At 72.9% G+C, this 17,308-nt stretch carries 15 protein-coding genes and 2 tRNA genes; 4 read left to right on the forward strand and 13 right to left on the reverse strand.

Annotation, left to right across the window (positions count from 1 at the left end):
- Nucleotides 1-28: 28 nt before the first annotated feature.
- The 11 genes from ABZ318_RS17420 to ABZ318_RS17470 form a co-directional block, all read right to left on the reverse strand.
- Nucleotides 29-802 (reverse strand): TetR/AcrR family transcriptional regulator C-terminal domain-containing protein, encoded by a 774-nt coding sequence (locus tag ABZ318_RS17420; protein ID WP_356903321.1) that lies wholly within the window; start codon nt 800-802, stop codon nt 29-31.
- Between the two features lie 35 nt (nt 803-837).
- Nucleotides 838-2,343: an MFS transporter gene (locus ABZ318_RS17425; protein WP_356903322.1), complete on the reverse strand. Its 1,506-nt coding sequence runs from the start codon at nt 2,341-2,343 to the stop codon at nt 838-840.
- 76 nt (nt 2,344-2,419) lie between these two features.
- The gene (locus tag ABZ318_RS17430; RefSeq protein ID WP_356903323.1) at nt 2,420-4,552 is read right to left on the reverse strand and encodes a glycosyltransferase family 39 protein; all 2,133 of its coding nucleotides are present in this window, start codon (nt 4,550-4,552) and stop codon (nt 2,420-2,422) included.
- Nucleotides 4,549-5,808, reverse strand: coding sequence for a bifunctional glycosyltransferase family 2/GtrA family protein (locus ABZ318_RS17435; protein ID WP_356903324.1), 1,260 nt, complete (start codon nt 5,806-5,808; stop codon nt 4,549-4,551). Before ABZ318_RS17435 ends, ABZ318_RS17430 begins: the two co-directional genes overlap by 4 nt.
- Nucleotides 5,809-5,833: 25 nt before the next feature.
- On the reverse strand, nt 5,834-7,414 hold the full coding sequence (locus tag ABZ318_RS17440; protein ID WP_356903325.1) for a HAMP domain-containing sensor histidine kinase: 1,581 nt from the start codon (nt 7,412-7,414) through the stop codon (nt 5,834-5,836).
- Nucleotides 7,415-7,419: 5 nt separating this feature from the next.
- Entirely contained in the window at nt 7,420-8,175 is a 756-nt protein-coding gene (locus ABZ318_RS17445) for a response regulator transcription factor (protein ID WP_356903326.1), read from the reverse strand.
- A gap of 117 nt (nt 8,176-8,292) precedes the next feature.
- Nucleotides 8,293-9,183: an amidohydrolase family protein gene (locus ABZ318_RS17450; RefSeq protein ID WP_356903337.1), complete on the reverse strand. Its 891-nt coding sequence runs from the start codon at nt 9,181-9,183 to the stop codon at nt 8,293-8,295.
- Between the two features lie 49 nt (nt 9,184-9,232).
- The gene (locus ABZ318_RS17455; protein ID WP_356903327.1) at nt 9,233-9,568 is read right to left on the reverse strand and encodes an antibiotic biosynthesis monooxygenase; all 336 of its coding nucleotides are present in this window, start codon (nt 9,566-9,568) and stop codon (nt 9,233-9,235) included.
- A gap of 84 nt (nt 9,569-9,652) precedes the next feature.
- The gene (locus ABZ318_RS17460; protein WP_356903328.1) at nt 9,653-10,468 is read right to left on the reverse strand and encodes a DUF2797 domain-containing protein; all 816 of its coding nucleotides are present in this window, start codon (nt 10,466-10,468) and stop codon (nt 9,653-9,655) included.
- Nucleotides 10,469-10,690: 222 nt separating this feature from the next.
- Nucleotides 10,691-11,518 carry a BRO family protein gene (locus ABZ318_RS17465; protein ID WP_356903329.1) on the reverse strand — a complete coding sequence of 276 codons (828 nt, stop codon included), beginning with the start codon at nt 11,516-11,518 and terminating at the stop codon, nt 10,691-10,693.
- Nucleotides 11,519-11,684: 166 nt separating this feature from the next.
- Complete coding sequence (locus ABZ318_RS17470) at nt 11,685-12,050, reverse strand: PH domain-containing protein (RefSeq protein ID WP_123453750.1); 366 nt, start codon at nt 12,048-12,050, stop codon at nt 11,685-11,687.
- A 121-nt stretch (nt 12,051-12,171) separates the two neighbouring features.
- Between ABZ318_RS17470 and sigJ the strand changes: the two genes are divergently transcribed.
- A complete protein-coding gene (sigJ, locus tag ABZ318_RS17475) occupies nt 12,172-13,119 on the forward strand; it encodes an RNA polymerase sigma factor SigJ (protein WP_356903331.1) in 948 nt (315 codons plus the stop codon).
- A 91-nt stretch (nt 13,120-13,210) separates the two neighbouring features.
- The gene (locus ABZ318_RS17480; protein ID WP_356903332.1) at nt 13,211-14,398 is read left to right on the forward strand and encodes an FAD-dependent oxidoreductase; all 1,188 of its coding nucleotides are present in this window, start codon (nt 13,211-13,213) and stop codon (nt 14,396-14,398) included.
- Between the two features lie 119 nt (nt 14,399-14,517).
- Here the strand turns inward: ABZ318_RS17480 and ABZ318_RS17485 are convergent.
- Both ABZ318_RS17485 and ABZ318_RS17490 read right to left on the reverse strand, forming a co-directional pair.
- A tRNA-Arg gene (locus ABZ318_RS17485) sits at nt 14,518-14,590 on the reverse strand.
- 295 nt (nt 14,591-14,885) lie between these two features.
- A tRNA-Ser gene (locus tag ABZ318_RS17490) sits at nt 14,886-14,976 on the reverse strand.
- A 247-nt stretch (nt 14,977-15,223) separates the two neighbouring features.
- Between ABZ318_RS17490 and ABZ318_RS17495 the strand changes: the two genes are divergently transcribed.
- The gene (locus tag ABZ318_RS17495; protein WP_356903333.1) at nt 15,224-15,649 is read left to right on the forward strand and encodes an SSI family serine proteinase inhibitor; all 426 of its coding nucleotides are present in this window, start codon (nt 15,224-15,226) and stop codon (nt 15,647-15,649) included.
- Nucleotides 15,650-15,764: 115 nt separating this feature from the next.
- Nucleotides 15,765-17,308, forward strand: a 1,544-nt coding sequence (locus ABZ318_RS17500; RefSeq protein ID WP_356903334.1) for a PAS domain-containing protein, incomplete at its 3' end; no start/stop codon positions are given.

The following is a 17,308-nucleotide window of genomic DNA, read 5'->3' on the forward strand; positions in this document are numbered from 1 at the left end:
ACGGCCCGCCGCTCCGTCATTTCTTCTCTCAGGTGCCCTCGGCCTCGCGCGCGACCATGACCTCGATGCCGGCGATCAGGACGTCCAGGGCGTAGCCGAAGTCGCGGTCCCAGAGGGCGCTGAGGTCGTCGTGCGAGGCCCGCTCGTCGAGGATCTCCCTCAGGCCCTCGATCTGGTCCGTGAGCTCCGGGTCGTCCCGGAAGGCGTTCACCGAGTCCACGTAGAACTCGTCCTGCGACATCCCGGCCTCCGCCGCGCGCCGGCCGAACTGGGACTCGATCGTCCCGTAGCCGTACACGAACTGGAAGACCGCCGACATCGCGCTCGGCCGGCGGTCGAGGGAGAGACCGGTCTCCTTGATCGTGTCGTGGATCTTGTGGCCGACGGCGATCGAGTTCGGGCCGATGTTGAGGTACTGGCCGGCGCTCGGCGACATCCACCCGTGGCGGACGAGCATCCGCCGGTAGTCCAGGGCGAGCAGGCGGATCCGCTCCCGCCAGTCCCCGGCGGCGTCGACCGCGGCCAGGTCGATCTCGCCGTAGACGCTGTCCATGGCGTACTCGATGATGTCGTCCTTGGTGTCCACGTACCAGTAGAGGGACATGGCCGTGACGCCCAGCTCGGTCGCGAGCTTGCGCATCGACAGCTTGGCGAGGCCCTCCTCGTCGAGCATCCGGACCGCGGCGGCGACGATCCGGTCCCGGTCGAGCCCGGCCGGGCCCCCGCCGCTGCGGGTGGCCCGCTTCTCCAGCCACACGCTGGAACGCGCCGGGTTCTTGGCCCGATCGGCTGCCTTGACCATCGCGTTCCTCCGTCTGTCAGCGATCCGTCACCATGCTAGGCAGCGACCGGCTGCTCGGGGGCCAGGGTCTTCTCCGCGCGCTCGGCCCGCTTGAGCAGGGCCGCCGCCAGGAGGCCGCCGGCGAAGACGGCGATCGCGCCGACGAGCTGGCTGGTCTGGAGGCCGGAGGCGAAGGCGTCGGAGATCTGCCGCCGCTCGGCCTCGCCGCCGGCGGCGGCCAGGGCGGCCGGGAGCGAGGTCGCGGTCACGGCGACGAGCGCGGCGAAGCGGGCGTTGAGCACGGCGCCGAGGACGGCGACGCCCAGGCCGTTGCCGAACTCGGCCAGGGTGCCGTTGATCCCGGCGCCCACGCCCGCCTTCTCCGGCGGGATCGCGCTCATCAGGGCGTTGGCCATGGCCGGTGAGGCGCCGGCGATGCCGAAGCCCATCAGGACCAGGCCGAGCAGCATCCCCCAGTAGCTGCCGTCCGTGCCGCCGCCGAGCAGCGCGATGGAGGCGAGACCGGCGGCGACCAGCGTCATGCCGAGGACGACGGTGGGCGGGGTGCCGAGCTTCATGACGATCTTCGGGCCGACGCCGGTCAGGTTGAGGCCGACGATCGTCAGGGCGAGCGGCGCCATCCGGAGGCCGGCTTCGAGCGGCTCGTAGCCGAGGACGAACTGCAGGTGCTGGGTGAGCAGGAAGAGCGAGCCGCCCATGCCGAAGACGACCAGGATCGAACCGCCGACGGCACCGATGAACTTCTGGTTCCGGAAGAAGTGCATGTCGAGCATCGGGTACGGGGTGTGCAGCTCCCACAGCGCGAAGGCACCGAGTCCGAGGAGGCCGACGGCCGCCGGGACCAGGACCTGGGCGGAGAGCCAGCCGTGCCCGGGGCCGCTGATGATCGCGTACACGACGGCGGTCATGCCGATGGTGGAGAGCAGCGCGCCGAGCAGGTCGGGGCGCTCGCCCTGGGGGTTCTTGGACTCCGGGACGAGCTTGAGGACGGCGACGAGGGCGACGGCCGCGACCGGGAGGTTGACCAGGAAGATCATTCCCCACCAGAAGTGGTTCAGGATCACGCCGCCGATCAGCGGGCCTCCGGCGAAGCCGAGCGAGGCGACCGTGGACCAGAGCGCGATGGCCTTGACCCGCTCCGAGTCGTCGAAGATCTGCATCACGACGGCGAGGGTGGTGGTCATCAGGAGCGCGCCGCCGACGCCCATGCCCGCGCGGGCGGCGATCAGCTGCGCGGTGGAGCCGGCGAGACCGGCGGCGAGCGAGCCGAGGCCGAAGAGCGCGAGGCCGGCGGCGAGGAGCTTCTTGCGGCCGTAGCGGTCGGCGGCGTTGCCGGCGGTGAGCAGCAGGCCGGACTGGACGAGCGAGTAGGCGTTGATCATCCACTGGATGTCGGAGGTGGACGCGTGGAGTTCGGAGGTCAGGGAGGGGATGGCGACGCTGAGCACGGTGTTGTCGAGCAGCACCGTGAGCTGGGCGAGGCAGATGACGCCGAGGATCAGCCAGCGCTGGGGGTGGCCGCCGCCGGTGGCTGCTGTCATGGGAGGGACTCCTTGTACGGTGTACGAGGCCGGGACTCGTACACCGTACAGGAGTTTCTCGTACGCCGTATAGGAGTTATTTCCTCTGCGTGAGGTCGTAGAAGGCGGTGCCGTCGACGGTGACCTTCTCGAAGGTGTCCTCCACCCACGAGGTGATCTCGCTGCCGCCGCCCATGCCACCGCCCATCCCTCCGCCGGAGGCGATGAAGTAGTGGATCTCCCCCTCGGCGACGTACTGCTTGAACCGGGCGAGCGTCGGGGACGGATCGCTGCCGTTGAAGCCGCCGATCGCCATGACGGGCTTCTCGGTGGCGAGCTGGTAGCCGGCGGCGTTCTGCGCGCCGACGGTGGCGGCGACCCAGGTGTGGTCGTCGGCGCCGGCCAGGAGCTTCCGCTTCGCCTCGGCGCCGACCTTGGAGCCGTTGAGGAGCCCGCCCACGGCGCCGGGACGGGCGCCCTCGGGAAGCTGCGCGGGACCACCGCCGGGGGCCTGCCCCATGCCCTGACCGCCGGGGGCCTGGCCCATGCCCTGACCGCCGGGGGCCTGGCCCATGCCCTGGCCGCCGGGCGGCATGCCCTGGCCCTGGCCGGCCGGGCCCGGGCCGTACAGGACGAATCCCCGGGGGCCGCCGCGCATCCCCGGGCCCCGGCCGCCGGCCGCCGCGCCCGACGGGCCCGCCGTCACGATCGAGCCCTGGTGGCCGTCGGCCAGCGTGGCCAGGGCGTACGCGAAGGGGCCCGCGAGCCCCGCCGCCAGGCCGAGGCCCGCCGCCGCGAGCCCGAGGCGCCGGTCGACCCGGCCCGCGAACAGCAGCCCGAGGGCCGCGACGACGCCCGCCACCAGGACCGTCCAGCGCAGCCACGGCAGCCAGTCCGGCGTACGGCCGAGCAGCGTCCAGGCCCACCAGGCCGTCACCGCCACCGTCACCGCGAGCGCCGCCGAGGCGGCCCACCGGGTCCGCTCCTCCCACAGCACGACCGCGCCCATGCCGATCAGCGCCGCGAGGTACGGGGCCAGGGCCACCGTGTAGTACTCGTGGAAGATGCCGGCCATGAAGCTGAAGACGGCGAGCGTCATCAGGAGCGAGCCGCCCCACACCAGGAACGCCGAGCGTGCCGTGTCCGTCCGGGGTGCCCGCCAGGTGACGACGAGTCCGGCGACCAGCAGGAGCAGCGCGGCCGGCAGCAGCCAGGAGATCTGACCGCCGACCTGGTCGTTGAACATGCGGCCGATGCCGGTCTCGCCCCAGCCGCCACCGGCACCGCCACCCCGGCCGGGCAGCTCCATGCCTGCGGGCAGGTCCATGCCCGTGCCGCCCCGGCCCCCGCCGCCGACGCTGCCGACCTCGTCGCCGTTGAGGCGGCCGAGACCGTTGTAGCCGAAGGTCAGCTCCAGGAAGCTGTTGTTCTGCGAGCCTCCGACGTACGGACGGGAGGACGCCGGCCACAGCTCGACCAGGGCCACCCACCAGCCCGCCGAGACGAGCATCGCGAGCCCGCCCAGGGCGAGCCGGCCGAGCCGCCGCCCGAACCCGCCCGGCGCGCACACCAGGTACACGAGCGCGAGCGGCGGAAGGATCAGGAAGGCCTGGAGGGTCTTCGCGAGGAACGCGACGCCGAAGGCCACGCCCGCCCACACGAGCCACCTCGCGGCGCCCCGGTCCCGCTCCAGGGCGCGCAGCACGCAGTACACCGCGACCGTCATGAGCAGCGCGAGCAGCGCGTCCGGGTTGTTGAAGCGGAACATCAGCGCGGCGACCGGCGTCAGCGCGAGGACCGCGCCCGCGATCAGGCCCGCGCCGGCGGAGAACCGGCGCCGGACGGCCGCGTGGAGCACGGCGACCGTGCCCACCCCCATGAGCACCTCGGGCACGAGGATCTGCCAGGAGCCGAGCCCGAAGAGGCGGACGGAGAGCGCCATCGGCCAGAGCGCGGCCGGCGGCTTGTCGACGGTGATGGCGTTGGCCGCGTCGAGGGAGCCGAAGAAGAAGGCCTTCCAGCTCTGGGAGCCCGCCTGGACGGCGGCGGAGTAGAAGGAGTTGGCGTAACCGGAGGCGCTCAGGTTCCACAGGTAGAGCAGCGCGGTGGCGGCGAGCAGGCCGAGGAGGGCGGGCCGGACCCAGGGGCGGTCCTCGGCGCGTCCGCGCCACAGCCGGGCGAACCGGCCGGTGCGGGGCGCCGCGTGGACGGCGGGGGACAGCGTGGTCATCGTTCGTTCCTTGCTGGAGCGCGGTCCGGGAAGACCCAGAGGCGGAAGAGGAGGAAGCGCAGGACGGTCGCGGCGAGGTTGGCGACGATCAGGACGGCGAGCTCGGTGGAGTGCGCCGGATCGCCGGTCGCCGCGCCGAGGGCGGCGAGCGAACCGCTCGTCAGGGCGAGGCCGATGGCGAAGACCACGAGCCCCTGCGCCTGGTGGCGGACGGCCCGGTCCCGGCCCCGTACGCCGAAGGTGAGGCGCCGGTTGGCGGCCGTGTTGCCGACGGCGGAGACGAGGAGGGCGGCGGCGTTGGCGAGCTGCGGGCCGAGGCCGAGCCGGAAGGCCGAGTACAGCGCGAGGTAGCAGAGCGTGGACAGGACCCCGACCACGCAGAAGCCGACGAGCTGGCGGGCGAGGCCGCCCGGCACGCCGTTCAGCTCACGGTCCCGGGGGTCGTCGCCGAACGGCCGGGCGAGCCGGTCGAGGGGCAGCGAACCGGTCGCGAGGGCCCGCCCCACCCGCCACACGCCCTTCAGGTCGTCGGTGGCGGTCTTCACGATGTGGACGGTCGAGTCCGGGTCGTCGACCCAGTCCACCGGCACCTCGTGGATGCGCAGCCCGGCCCGCTCGGCGAGGACCAGCATCTCCGTGTCGAAGAACCAGCCGGTGTCCTCCACCATCGGCAGGAGCCGCTCGGCGACCTCCCGCCGTATCGCCTTGAACCCGCACTGCGCGTCGGAGAACCGGGCGGCGAGCGAGGAGCGCAGGATCAGGTTGTAGGCGCGCGAGACGAACTCCCGCTTCGGCCCGCGCACCACCCGCGAGGAGCGGGCGAGCCGGGAGCCGATCGCCAGGTCCGAGTGGCCGGAGATGAGCGGCGCGACCAGCGGGAGCAGCGCGTTGAGGTCGGTGGACAGGTCCACGTCCATGTAGGCGAGGACGGGCGCGTCCGAAGCCGACCACACGGTCCGCAGCGCCCGGCCGCGGCCCTTCTGTTCGAGCCGTACGGAGCGCACCTCGGGCAGCTCGGCCGCGAGCGCGGCGGCGACGGCGGGCGTGGTGTCGGTGGAGGCGTTGTCGGCGACGGTGACGCGGAAGCCGTACGGGAAGGTCCTCAGGAGGTGCTCGTGGAGCCGGCGGACGCACGGCTCCAGGTCCTTCTCCTCGTTGTAGACGGGGATCACCACGTCCAGGACGGGCCGTCCGGCGACGTCCACCGGCAGGTGCTCCCGGGCGGGGAGGGCTTCCTCGATGGTCTGGGTTGGCATGCTCCGACACTCGCCGGGGCCGCTGTCACGGCCGTGTGATGAGCCTGTGGCCTGCCTGTGAGTCCGGTGCGGCGTCCCGTACGGCGTCCTCCCGGGCGGCTTGTGCGGCGTCCTCCCCGGCGGCGTGTGCGGCGGGCAGCCGGACGGTGAAGACGGTCCGGCCGGGGGCGCTCTCGACGCCCGCCTCCCCGCCGTGCGCGAGCACGACCGCGCGGACGATGGCGAGGCCGAGGCCGGTGGATCCGGCGTGCCGGGAGCGCGAGGCGTCGCCGCGCGCGAAGCGCTCGAAGACGGCAGGGAGCAGTTCGGGCGCGATGCCGGGGCCGTCGTCCTCGATCTCGACGAGGACGGCCGACGCCTCCGCGCGGACACGGGCGGTGACCTTGGTGCCGGGCGGGGTGTGGGTGCGGGCGTTGGCGAGGAGGTTGACCAGGACCTGCTGGAGCCGGGCGCCGTCGGCCCGTACGGCCGGGCCGTCCGTGGGCAGTTCGAGGCGCCAGTGGTGCTCGGGTCCGGCGGCGCGGGCATCGCTCACGGCGTCCACGACGAGCGGGACGAGGTCGGTGGTCTCGTACGAGAGGGGGCGGCCGGCGTCGAGCCGGGCGAGCAGCAGGAGGTCCTCGACCAGACCGGTCATCCGGGTCGCCTCGGACTCGATCCGGCCGAGGGCGTGCCGGGTGTCGGGGCCGCACTCCTCGCGGCCGCGCCGGGTGAGCTCCGCGTATCCCCGGATCGAGGCGAGCGGGGTGCGCAGCTCGTGGCTGGCGTCCGCGACGAACTGCCGGACCCGGGTCTCGCTCTGCTGGCGGGCGTCGAGGGCCGAGTGGACGTGGTCGAGCATCCGGTTGAGGGCCGCGCCGACCTGACCGACCTCGGTGCGCGGGTCGGCCTCCGCCTCCGGGACCCGCTGATGGAGCGCCACCTCTCCGCTGTGCAGGGGGAGCCGGGCGACCTGCCGGGCGGTGGCGGCGACCCGGCGCAGCGGGCGGAGGGCGACCCGGACGAGCACGGTGCCGGCGAGCGAGGCCGCGACGAGCCCGGCACCGGTGACGCTCAGTTCGACGAGGACGAGGGTGGAGAGGGCGTCCTCCACCTCGGTGAGGGGGATGCCGACGAGGAACGCGCCGCGGCCTCCGACCGCGGACTCGACCCGGTACGCGCCGAGTCCGCCGGGCAGGTCGACGGTGTGCGGGCGGCCGTCTCGGGGGACGGCGGCGAGCACGGCCCGCTGCGCCGCGTCGAGCTCCTCGATCCGGAACTTCGGCCCGTAGACGCCACTGTCGTCGGCCTCCGCCTGGTACCCGGCGGAGGAGACGCCGTCATCCGTGAGGACGGCCCCGAGCGTGCCCGCCGGCACCCCCGGCCCGATGACGAAGGCAAGCGACTCACGGTCCCGTACGGGATCGGGCGCGACCTTGACGCCCGGCGGCCCGGAAGCCCGGTTCGAGACGGCCCGCACCTGCTCGTCGGCCTGGTCGTACAGGTACGAGCGGAACGCGATGGTCGTCACCGTCCCGATCACCGCCGCGACGACCGCGATCAGCGCGACCGCCGAGACGACGAGCCGCGTCCGCAGCGACCACGGCCGCCCTCGTCGTACGCGCACGGGGGCTACTCCCCCGGCTTGATCAGATAGCCGGCCCCACGCCGGGTGTGGATCATCGGCGAGCGGCCGGCGTCGATCTTCCGGCGCAGGTAGGAGATGTAGAGCTCGACGACGTTGGCCTGGCCGCCGAAGTCGTACGACCAGACCCGGTCGAGGATCTGCGCCTTGCTGAGCACCCGCCGCGGGTTGCGCATGAGGTAGCGCAGCAGCTCGAACTCGGTCGCGGTGAGGTGGATGGAGTCACCGCCCCGGGTGACCTCGTGGCTGTCCTCGTCGAGGGTCAGGTCCCCCACGGTGAGCAGTGACTCGCTGCGCGTCTGCGCGGCCCCGGACCTGCGGATGAGGCCGCGCAGCCGGGCCACGACCTCCTCCAGGCTGAAGGGCTTGGTGACGTAGTCGTCGCCGCCGGCGGTGAGCCCGGCGATGCGGTCCTCGACGGCGTCCTTCGCGGTCAGGAACAGCACGGGTACGTCCGGCAGTTCGCGGCGGATCGAACCGAGCAGGCTCAGCCCGTCGGCGTCCGGGAGCATGATGTCGAGGATGACAGCGTCGGGCCGGAACTCGCGTGCGGAGCGGAGGGCGGCGGCCCCGTCCCCGGCGCTGCGGACCTGCCAGCCCTCGTAGCGCAGGGCCATGGAGAGCAGCTCGGCGAGGGAGGCCTCGTCGTCGACGACGAGGACCCGGACGGCGGTCCCGTCGACGCGGAGCATGTCGGCGTGGGTGCTGGTGCGGGCGCTGGTGCTTCGCGTGGTCACGGTCATGGCTCCCACGGTGGGGGCCGCCGCTGAGAGGCCTCTTTCCCTTTCCTGTGAATTCCCTGAGAAAGCTCCCGGGGGCCCTCGGGGAGGGTCAGCGGCTCCTCGGGGAGGGTCAGCGGCTCACCGTTTCACGTGAAACATCGCGGCACCGTTCTCGTACAGGACCCGCCGGAGCCAGTCGTCGCCGAGCCCGAGGCGTTCGAGGGCGTGGAGCTGGTGGACGTACGGATACGGGATGTTCGGGAAGTCCGAGCCGAGGAGGATCCGGTCGCCGAGGTCGAGGAGCCGCTTGCGCTCGGCCGTGGGGAAGGGCGCGAGCCGCTCGCTGAAGTCGGTGAAGGCCATGGTGGTGTCGAGGTGGACGCCCTCGTACCGCTGGGCCAGGTCCAGGAAGTCGCCGTACTCCGGCATCCCCATGTGCGCGACGATCACCCGCAGCCTCGGGTGCCGGGCCAGCAGCCGCCCCATGGGGCCGGGCCCGGTGAAGTTCCCCGGAGCGGGCCCGGAGCCGCAGTGCACGACGACGGGGGTGCCGCTGTCGGCGAGGGCTCCCCAGGAGCCGTCGAGTTCGATGTCGGTCGGATCGAAGCCGCCCACCTGGAGGTGCACCTTGAACACCCGGGCGCCGGCGTCGAGCGCCTGGTGGACGTACGTGGTGACACCCGGCTCGGGGAAGAGCGTCGCGGTGTGCAGGCAGTCGGGGGTGCGGGCCGCGAAGTCGGCGGCCCAGGAGTTCAGCCAGGCGGCCATCCCGGGCTTGTGCGGGTAGAGCATCGCGGTGAAGGCGACCACGCCGAACCCGCGCAGGAGGGCGAGCCGGCGCTCCTCCTCCTCGCGGTAGGCGATGGGCCACTCCACGCCGGTGAGGGGCCCCACGGCGTCGAAGTACGCCCAGACCTTGTCGAGGACGTTCTGCGGCATGAAGTGCGTGTGCACGTCGACGAGCCCGGGGATCCCGAGCCGCTCGACGAGGGCCGGGATGCCGTGAGCCGAGAGGTCGCGGGCCGGGATGCCGTGGGCCGAGAGGTCGCGAGCCGGGGTGCCGCGGGCCGGGGTGCCGTCACTCTCGCTCAAAGCCGTAGCTCCGCTCGACCTTGCCGATGTGGACGCTGTAGCTGTCGTACCAGTGCTCCCGCCCGTACGCCTTGGCGGCCTGGTGCTCGGCGTCGAGGCGCCAGGCGTCGAGGGACTCCAGGTCGCGGAAGTAGGCGACGGTGATGCCGATGCCGCCGGGGGTGCGGGCGGACTCGTAGCCGAGGAAGCCGGGGAGGTCCCGGACGATCTCCTGCATCCGGGCGGAAGTCTCGGCGTAGCCCTCGGGGGCCTCGGGACGGACGGAGGTGAACACGGCGGTGTAGTAGGGCGGTTCGAGGCCCGCCACCAGCTTCGGGGTCATGTGATCACCCTCGCCGGGACGGCGGCGGGATGTCCACGGCGCCCCGGGAAAGGGATCCAAGACTTTACGAAGCGGGAGGAGGGCTCAGAAGAGCCCTTCCTGGGCGCTCTCGACCACGGGAGCGGCCACCGGAACGACCGGAACCGAGAAGCCCTCCCCCTCCCCTGCGGCCTCGAGGATCCAGCCGCGCATGAGCCGGGTGTCCAGGGCGAGGCAGCGCCCGTCGGGGGCGAGGAGGTGCAGGTCGGGCCCGGCGGCGGCGAGCAGCCGCCCGGTGACGACGCCGCCGCCGACGAGCTCGGCGACCGTGCCGTCGAGGCGCGGCAGCCCGTCGAGGCGGAACACCCCGGCATGGTCCCGTGCGGCGAACTCCAGCGGTTCCAGGGTCTCCGTCCAGCCGCCGACGGCCCGCGCGCGCCGGTACAGCTCCTCGACCTCACGGGCCCGCTCCCCGGCGGGCGGCAGGGCGTGCCGCAACACCTCCTCGGTGCGCCGGGCGGCCATCAGCGGGCCCCGGCCGAGCCAGCTGAAGGCGACGGCCCCCTGCTCCAGGAGCCGGGTCTCGCCCCGGGCCTCGGCGGTGATCCCGACCTTGGTCATCCCGGGTCCGAACCAGGCCAGGTAGACGCGGTACGGCTGCGGGTCGTCCGCGACGGTGTCGGCGGCGACGGAGTGGGCCCGGTCGAGCCGCGCGCACTCCGGGCACCGCCCGCCGGTGGACCGGCCGGGCACGACGGCCTCCAGGGGGCAGGGGTTTCCCCGGGCGCCGGGGCACCGCCGGACGCCGACGGCCCGGAAGGCGAGCCGCTGCCCGTACGCGAGCGTGCTGACGCGCCCGCCCCGCCACCGCAGCCCGGGCGCTCCGCCGGCCCAGTCGATCCCCCGAGACCACCACTCCACGCCGCCGCGCCTCCCTATGCATCCCCGGATGCCGTCCAGTCTCCGTCACATCCGTTTCCAGCCCCCGGCCCGGAACCCCCGGGGCCATCAGACCGGCGTCCTTCCTCCCGGCCAACGCGCCGGCCGGGGAGGAAGGACGCTCCCCCGAGGAGCGGACGGTCCGGCGCGCGTCGAACGACTGGTACGACGCGCGCTTCCCGAACCCGTCGGCGGTGGGCCCGGTCAGGGCAGGACGTAGATGCGGGTGCCGTCCGGGGCCGGGGTGCCCACCTCGCGCATGCAGCCGCGTTCGAGGAGGAGGCGGACGCAGTCCCGGACGCGTTCGCCGGAGAGGCCGGTGCGGCGGGTGACGTCCTGGGGCCGGTAGCGCACCCCGCCCCGGACGAGCGCGGGCGCCAGGCAGGAGGCGACCGTCCGCATGTCCCCGGTGATGGCCCAGGACTCCACGAGCTCCTGCGGCGTGAGGGCGACGGCGGCGCCGGTGCGCTGGCGGGGCACGGCGAGCCGCTCCAGGGAGTCGGCGACCCTGGAGAGGCTCTGCCGGGTCTCGCGGAGCAGCTCCGCGTACTCGGCGTGCTCGGCGTACGCGACGGCCTGTTCGTCGAACCGCCCCTCGAGCCGTACGAGGACGTCGACGAGCTCCGGCGGCAGCAGGAACCCGGCGTGCACCGGCGAGGGTTCGAGCCCGTACCCGCCGTACCGCTGGATCGCGGCCACGACCCCCGCCGTCCACGCCCGGAACGGCCCGGCCTCCGGTCTCCGGCAGGCCCCGACGAGCTGCACGAGCCCCTCCAGGCTCACCATCCGGGTCGACGCACGGATTCCGGTGGACCGGCCGGGGAACCCCGTGCCCCCGTCGAGCTCCCGTGCGGCCGCGAGGCACTCCTCGGGCAGGGTCACGGTCCGCAGCGCCTCCCGCGTCCCCGCGTATCCGAGGCGCTTCGCCACGTCCACCACCGGGAACCAGTGGGTCCCGTCCGGCGCGGTCAGCCGCCGCAGGGGCGCTCCGGTGGCGACGTACACCAGGTCATCGATGTCGATCGCGTCCATCGATCATCACCTCCGCCTCGCAAGCTAGGCCGAGGGCATATTCAACTGACATGCAAATCAGACGGGTTCACCCGAAAGGGGAGGGTTCTCGGCGATTCTGCCGAGAACCCTCCCCTCCGTGCGGCCGACTCCGTGCGCCCGACGCCGTCCGCCTGGCTCCGTCTGCCTACTTGGCGACGAACTGCGTGAGGATCGCCTGCACCTCGTAGATGTCGACCCCCTTGGTGAAGGTCTTCTGGATCGGCAGCTGGCTGCCCGAGATCCAGATCTTCAGCTCGGCGTCCAGGTCGAAGGTGCCGGCCGTCTCGACGGCGAAGTGCGTGATGCTCCGGTAGGGGATCGAGTGGTACTCGACCTTCTTGCCGGTGATCCCCTGCTTGTCGACGAGGACGAGCCGCCGGTCGGTGAAGAAGATCGTGTCGCGGATCAGCAGGTACGCGGCGTGCACCTGCTCCCCCTGACCGAGCAGCCGCGCGTAGTCCTGCTGCGCCTGCGCCGGATCGATCGCGTGCGCGTTCCCGAAGAGCGCCATGCCCCAAACCCCCACATCCGATGAGAAAGAAAGATCATCTGACCCTAACGCCCGCCCCGGAAAGCCCGCTACGGTCCTGCGGGCCTGCCGTTGCGCACCCACCCGCACTAGGATCCGGACCATGGTTCTGACCATGAACGACGTGGACCGGTTCGAGGCCTCCCGGCCCCGCCTGGAGGCGATCGCCTACCGCCTCCTCGGCTCGGCGAGCGAGGCCGAGGACGCCGTGCAGGACACCTTCCTGCGCTGGCAGGCCGCCGACGTCGACCGCATCGAGGTTCCCGAGGCCTGGCTGACGAAGGTCCTCACCAACCTCTGCCTCACCCAGCTCACCTCGGCCCGCGCCCGGCGCGAGACCTACGTCGGCGAGTGGCTGCCGGAGCCGCTCCTCGCCGGCGACCCGATGCTCGGCCCCGCCGACACCGCCGAGCAGCGCGAATCGGTCTCGTACGCGGTCCTCGCCGTCATGGAGCGCCTCTCCCCCAACGAGCGCGCGGTGTACGTGCTGCGGGAGGCCTTCGACTACCCGCACCGGGAGATCGCCGAGATCCTCGACATCACCGAGGCCTCCAGCCAGCAGATCTTCCACCGCGCGAAGAAGCACGTCGCCGCCGGCAAGGCCCGCACCGAGATCGACGAGGCCGAGGCCCGCCGGATCGTCGAGGAGTTCCTCGCGGCCGCCACCAGCGGCCGCACCGAGCCGCTCGTACGGCTGCTCACGGGCGACGCCATCTCGATCGGCGACGGCGGCGGCAAGGTCCCGGCGCGCGCCAAGGCGTTCGAGGGCGCACTCGCGGTCGCGAAGTTCATGCGGGGCCTCTTCAAGCCCAGCGTCGCCAAGCGGAACGTGGTCGGCGGTTCGCCCGACGTCTACGCGACGACCGCCAACGGCTCCCCCGCCCTCGTGGCCGTGCTCGACGGCCGGGTCGTCGGCGTCATGTGCCTGGAGGTCACCGCCGAGGGCATCACCGCCTTCCGCAACCAGGTGAACCCCGACAAGCTCGAACGCGCGACGAGGCACTGGGCGGCCTCCGACCACGGCGCCCCCCTGGTGGAATCCGCCTTCTAGCCCTTGTGACTCACGTCACACACCACACCTGTCAGGAAACGTCGGGCTGCCCGGTTCAAGGGTCGACACCGCGCGAGACAGGAGCAGGCACATGCAGCAGCACCGGATCATCGTCCTCGGAGCCGGCTACACCGGAGCCATCGCCGCCGGACGCCTCGCCAAGCAACTCCACCGCGAGGACGTCGCCATCACCCTCGTCAACCCCGAGCCCGACTTCGTCGAGCGCGTCCGGCTGCACCAGCTGGCGGCCGGCCAGGAGCTCCCGCACCGGCCCTTCGGCGAGATGTTCGCGGGGACGGGCGTCGAACTGAAGCTGGCGACGGTGACGGCGGTCGACGCCGAACGCCGGACCGTCTCGGTCGCCGCCGCAAGCGGCGCCGAGGAACTGGAGTACGACACCCTCGTCTACGCCCTCGGCAGCGGCTGGAACACCCAGGGCGTCCCGGGCACCGCCGAGCACGCCCACGATATCTCCAGCCGCCCCGGGGCGCTCCGGCTGCGCGAGCGCCTGGCCGCCCTGGAGGCCGGACAGTCCGTGGTCGTCGTCGGAGGCGGCCTCACCGGCCTGGAGGCCGCGACCGAGATCGCCGAGGCCCGCCCGGACCTCGCCGTCACGCTCGCCGCCCGCGGCGAACTCGGCGACTGGCTCTCGGACAAGGGCCGGCAGCACGTGCGGAAGGTCTTCGCCGGCCTCGGCATCACCGTGCTCGAACACACGGCGGTCACCACCGTCGAGGCGGACCGCGTCACCACCGCCGAAGGCCCGGTCCCGGCCGCGGTCACCGTGTGGACCACCGGCTTCGCCGTCCACCCGATCGCGCGCGCCACCACCCTGGAGGTCGCCGACAACGGCCAGATCGTGGTCGACGGGACGATGCGCTCGGTCTCGCACCCGGACGTGTACGCCGTCGGCGACGCGGCCCTCGCCATGGGCCCGTGCGACAAGCCGCTGCGGATGTCGTGCGCCTCGGGCACCCCCATGGCCTGGCAGGCGGCCGACGCCATCGCGGCCCGCCTCACCGGCGGAAAGCTCCCGAAGGCCCACCTTCGCTACTTCAACCAGTGCATCTCCCTGGGCCGCAGGGAAGGCCTCATCCAGTACGTCACCGCCGACGACCGCTCGGTCCGCGCGGCCCTGACGGGCCGACTCGCCGCCGGCTACAAGGAACTGATCTGCAAGGGCGCGGCCTGGGGCGTGGCCCACCCGAAGCTCGGCTTCCGCACCCGCCCCCGCCGCGTCCTGAACCACCGCCTCACCCCGGTCGAGGCCACGGCCTGACCCCACCCGCGCCCCGGGCGCTCCCCCGAGGAGCGCCCACCCCGCGGTTGCTGTACTTCGCTGCTGTACGACCAGGAAACGCAAGAGGCCCGGACTCTCGTCCGGGCCTCTTACCTGTGTGCACTCGGCAGGATTCGAACCTGCAACCTTCTGATCCGTAGTCAGATGCTCTATCCGTTAAGCTACGAGTGCTTGTTTTTAGTTCTTGTCTCCGTTTCCCGGCCTTTCGGCCCGCTGTCCCGGCGACAGGAAGAACATTACATGAGTCCCGCCGTCATGTGAAATCCGTTCCCCACACCCCTTGTGACCTGCGGAAACGCCAGAGTGGGGGTCAGTGGGGGAGTTGTCGTGGCGGGGGCGGGCGGGGTGGGAATCCCCGGAAAGAGACCTGGGTCACACCGTCGAGGGGCGAAGGCGGGGCGCGCGCTCGGGGACCGGGCCGGGAACGGCCGAAGCCCCGGCTTCGGGGCCGGGGCTTCGGTAGGGGCGGAGGCGGAGGGATTTGAACCCTCGATGGGCTTTAAGACCCAAACCGCATTAGCAGTGCGGCGCCATAGACCGGACTAGGCGACGCCTCCTCGCACCTCGCGCATACGCGGGTGGTGCGTGCAGATGATGACACAGGCGAACCGGCTGTCACCAATCGATTCTCACCGTACTAGTCCTTCGGGGTCCAGGGCAAAGCCCCGCGTGCCCCCGTGCCGTTCTCGTGGCCCCCGCCCGGCGCACCCCGCTTGCGCAACGCGGGGGCGCCCGGAGCGTTAGAGGGGGCGGGCGCGTCGTGCATCCGCGCTCGTCGTGCTTCCCGCGCTCCTGGAGATCCGAATGCTGCGCAGTCTCGTCCTCGCCACCCTCGCCACCGCCGCCGTCGGGACCGCCGGTCTCGGCCCCCTGCCGCCGCTGACACTGTTCTCGTCGCCCGACACGCTGACCGTCACGGTCGAGAAGAGCGGCGACACGAGGGCCGACGGCTCCTTCCGGCTGACCTGCGGCGACCGTGCCGAGGGCGACCACCCGGCCGCCGAGGACGCCTGCGGGCGACTGGAGCAGTTGGCGAAGGAGGGCGGCGATCCGTTCCGGCCCGTCCCCCGGGACCAGATGTGCACCCAGGTGTACGGCGGGCCCGCCCTCGCCCACGTCACCGGCGTCTGGCAGGGCCGCCGGGTGGACGCCCGCTTCTCCCGGGCGAACGGGTGCGAGATCGACCGCTGGGAGAATCTGGAGCCGTTGCTTCCCCTCGTCCGGGGGTGACGCCCGGAGGCTCCCTTAGACTCCCCTCAGTGACAGGCTGCGGCCCGCGGGGCAAGATGGGGCCGGCCGGCCGAAGGGCAAGCACATTGCAGTGCGTCAGGGAGGAAGCGTCGTCGTGAGCAGCAGGCCATCCCGAGGCGCTGCTCGCCTCGCAGCCATACTCGACGCCCTCCCCGACGGCCTCGTGCTCGTCAACTGCAACGGCACGGTCGTCAACGCCAACACCATCGCCCTCGGCATGTTCGAGACGCCGGGCACCGCGCTCGTCGGGCGCGGCCTGCTCGATCTGCTGCCCACCTTCGACTCGCGCCTCATCCCCGGCTCCATGCGCCGCCCCGACGGCGCCGACGAGCGGGGCCGCACCAAGCCGACCCGGATGATCGCCCGCCGCACGGACGGCTCCGAGTTCCCCGTCGAGGTGACCAGCGCCAGCCTGGAGGACGGCCGCGAGGCCTACGACTCGTACGGCGGCTACACCGGCGACGAGCTGCTCATGCTCGTCGTGCGCGACCTCACCGGCACCCTCGACACCGAGGCCGAACTCGCCCGCTCGCAGCGGCAGACCGAGATGATCCTGCGCGCCGCGGCCGAGGGCGTCGTCGGCACCGACACGGACGGCCGGGTCGTCCTCGTGAACCCCGCCGCCGCGCAGATCCTCGGCTATCGCGCCGGCGAGCTCGGCGGCCAGGAGCTGCACCCGCTGATCCTCGCCAAGCGCGCCGACGGCGAGCCCTTCCCGTACGAGGAGTCGCCGCTCGCCGACACCCTCAAGTCCGGCCGCAAGCACCGGGTCCGGGGGCAGGCCCTGTGGTCGAAGAAGGGCGAGCGGGTCCCGGTCGACCTGACGACCGCTCCGGTACGGGACGGGGACCAGCTCGTCGGCGCGGTGATGACCTTCACCGACCGCAGGCCGTACGAGGAGCTCGTCGAGAAGCACGCCGCCGAGCTCGCCGACCTGGCCGAGCGGCACGCGGCGGAGCGCGAGGCGCAGACGGAGAAGTACGCCTCCCTGGCCGCCCGGCACGAGCAGCTGACCGCCGTCCTCGCCGAGTCGCTGCGCGGACCCCTGGAGGAGCTGCGCACCCAGCTGGGCACCCTCGCCGCCGACGACGCCGGGCAGCTGTGGCCCGAGGCCAACCGGGTCCTGCACCACCTGGCCGCCGGGTACGCCCGGATGACCTCCCTCGTCGACAACGTCCTCGGCTACCAGCGGCTCGACGCCGGCGCGGAGAAGCTGGACAAGGCCGTCGTGCTGCTCGACGGGATCGTGTCCGGCGGCATCGACGGCGCCGTCGAGCTGATCGGGCCCGGCCGCGCCCAGTTCGCCGTGCACGCGCCGCCCATCGAGGCCGAGGTGGACGCGGCGCGCCTGACGACCGCGCTCGCGCACCTCGTCGCGGACGTCGCCGGCGTCGACGCGACCGGCAAGAGCAAGGCCGAGCGGACCCCGAGCGACTCCACGATCGTCGTCGCGGCCGCACAGCGCGGTGACGTCGTACGCATCGAGGTCCGCGGCCCGTACGCGGGCGGCGACCCGGTGCACGGGCCCGTCGTGCGCGGGGTGCGCTGTCCCCGTCGGGGGCGGTGCCGAGGACGACGCACACGTGGTCGGGCGAGTTCCAGCCGAGGGCGGCGGCCCGGGACACGGCCCCTTCGTCC

It is taken from the genome of Streptomyces sp. NPDC006197 (genome assembly GCF_040613865.1).
GTDB lineage: Bacteria > Actinomycetota > Actinomycetes > Streptomycetales > Streptomycetaceae > Streptomyces.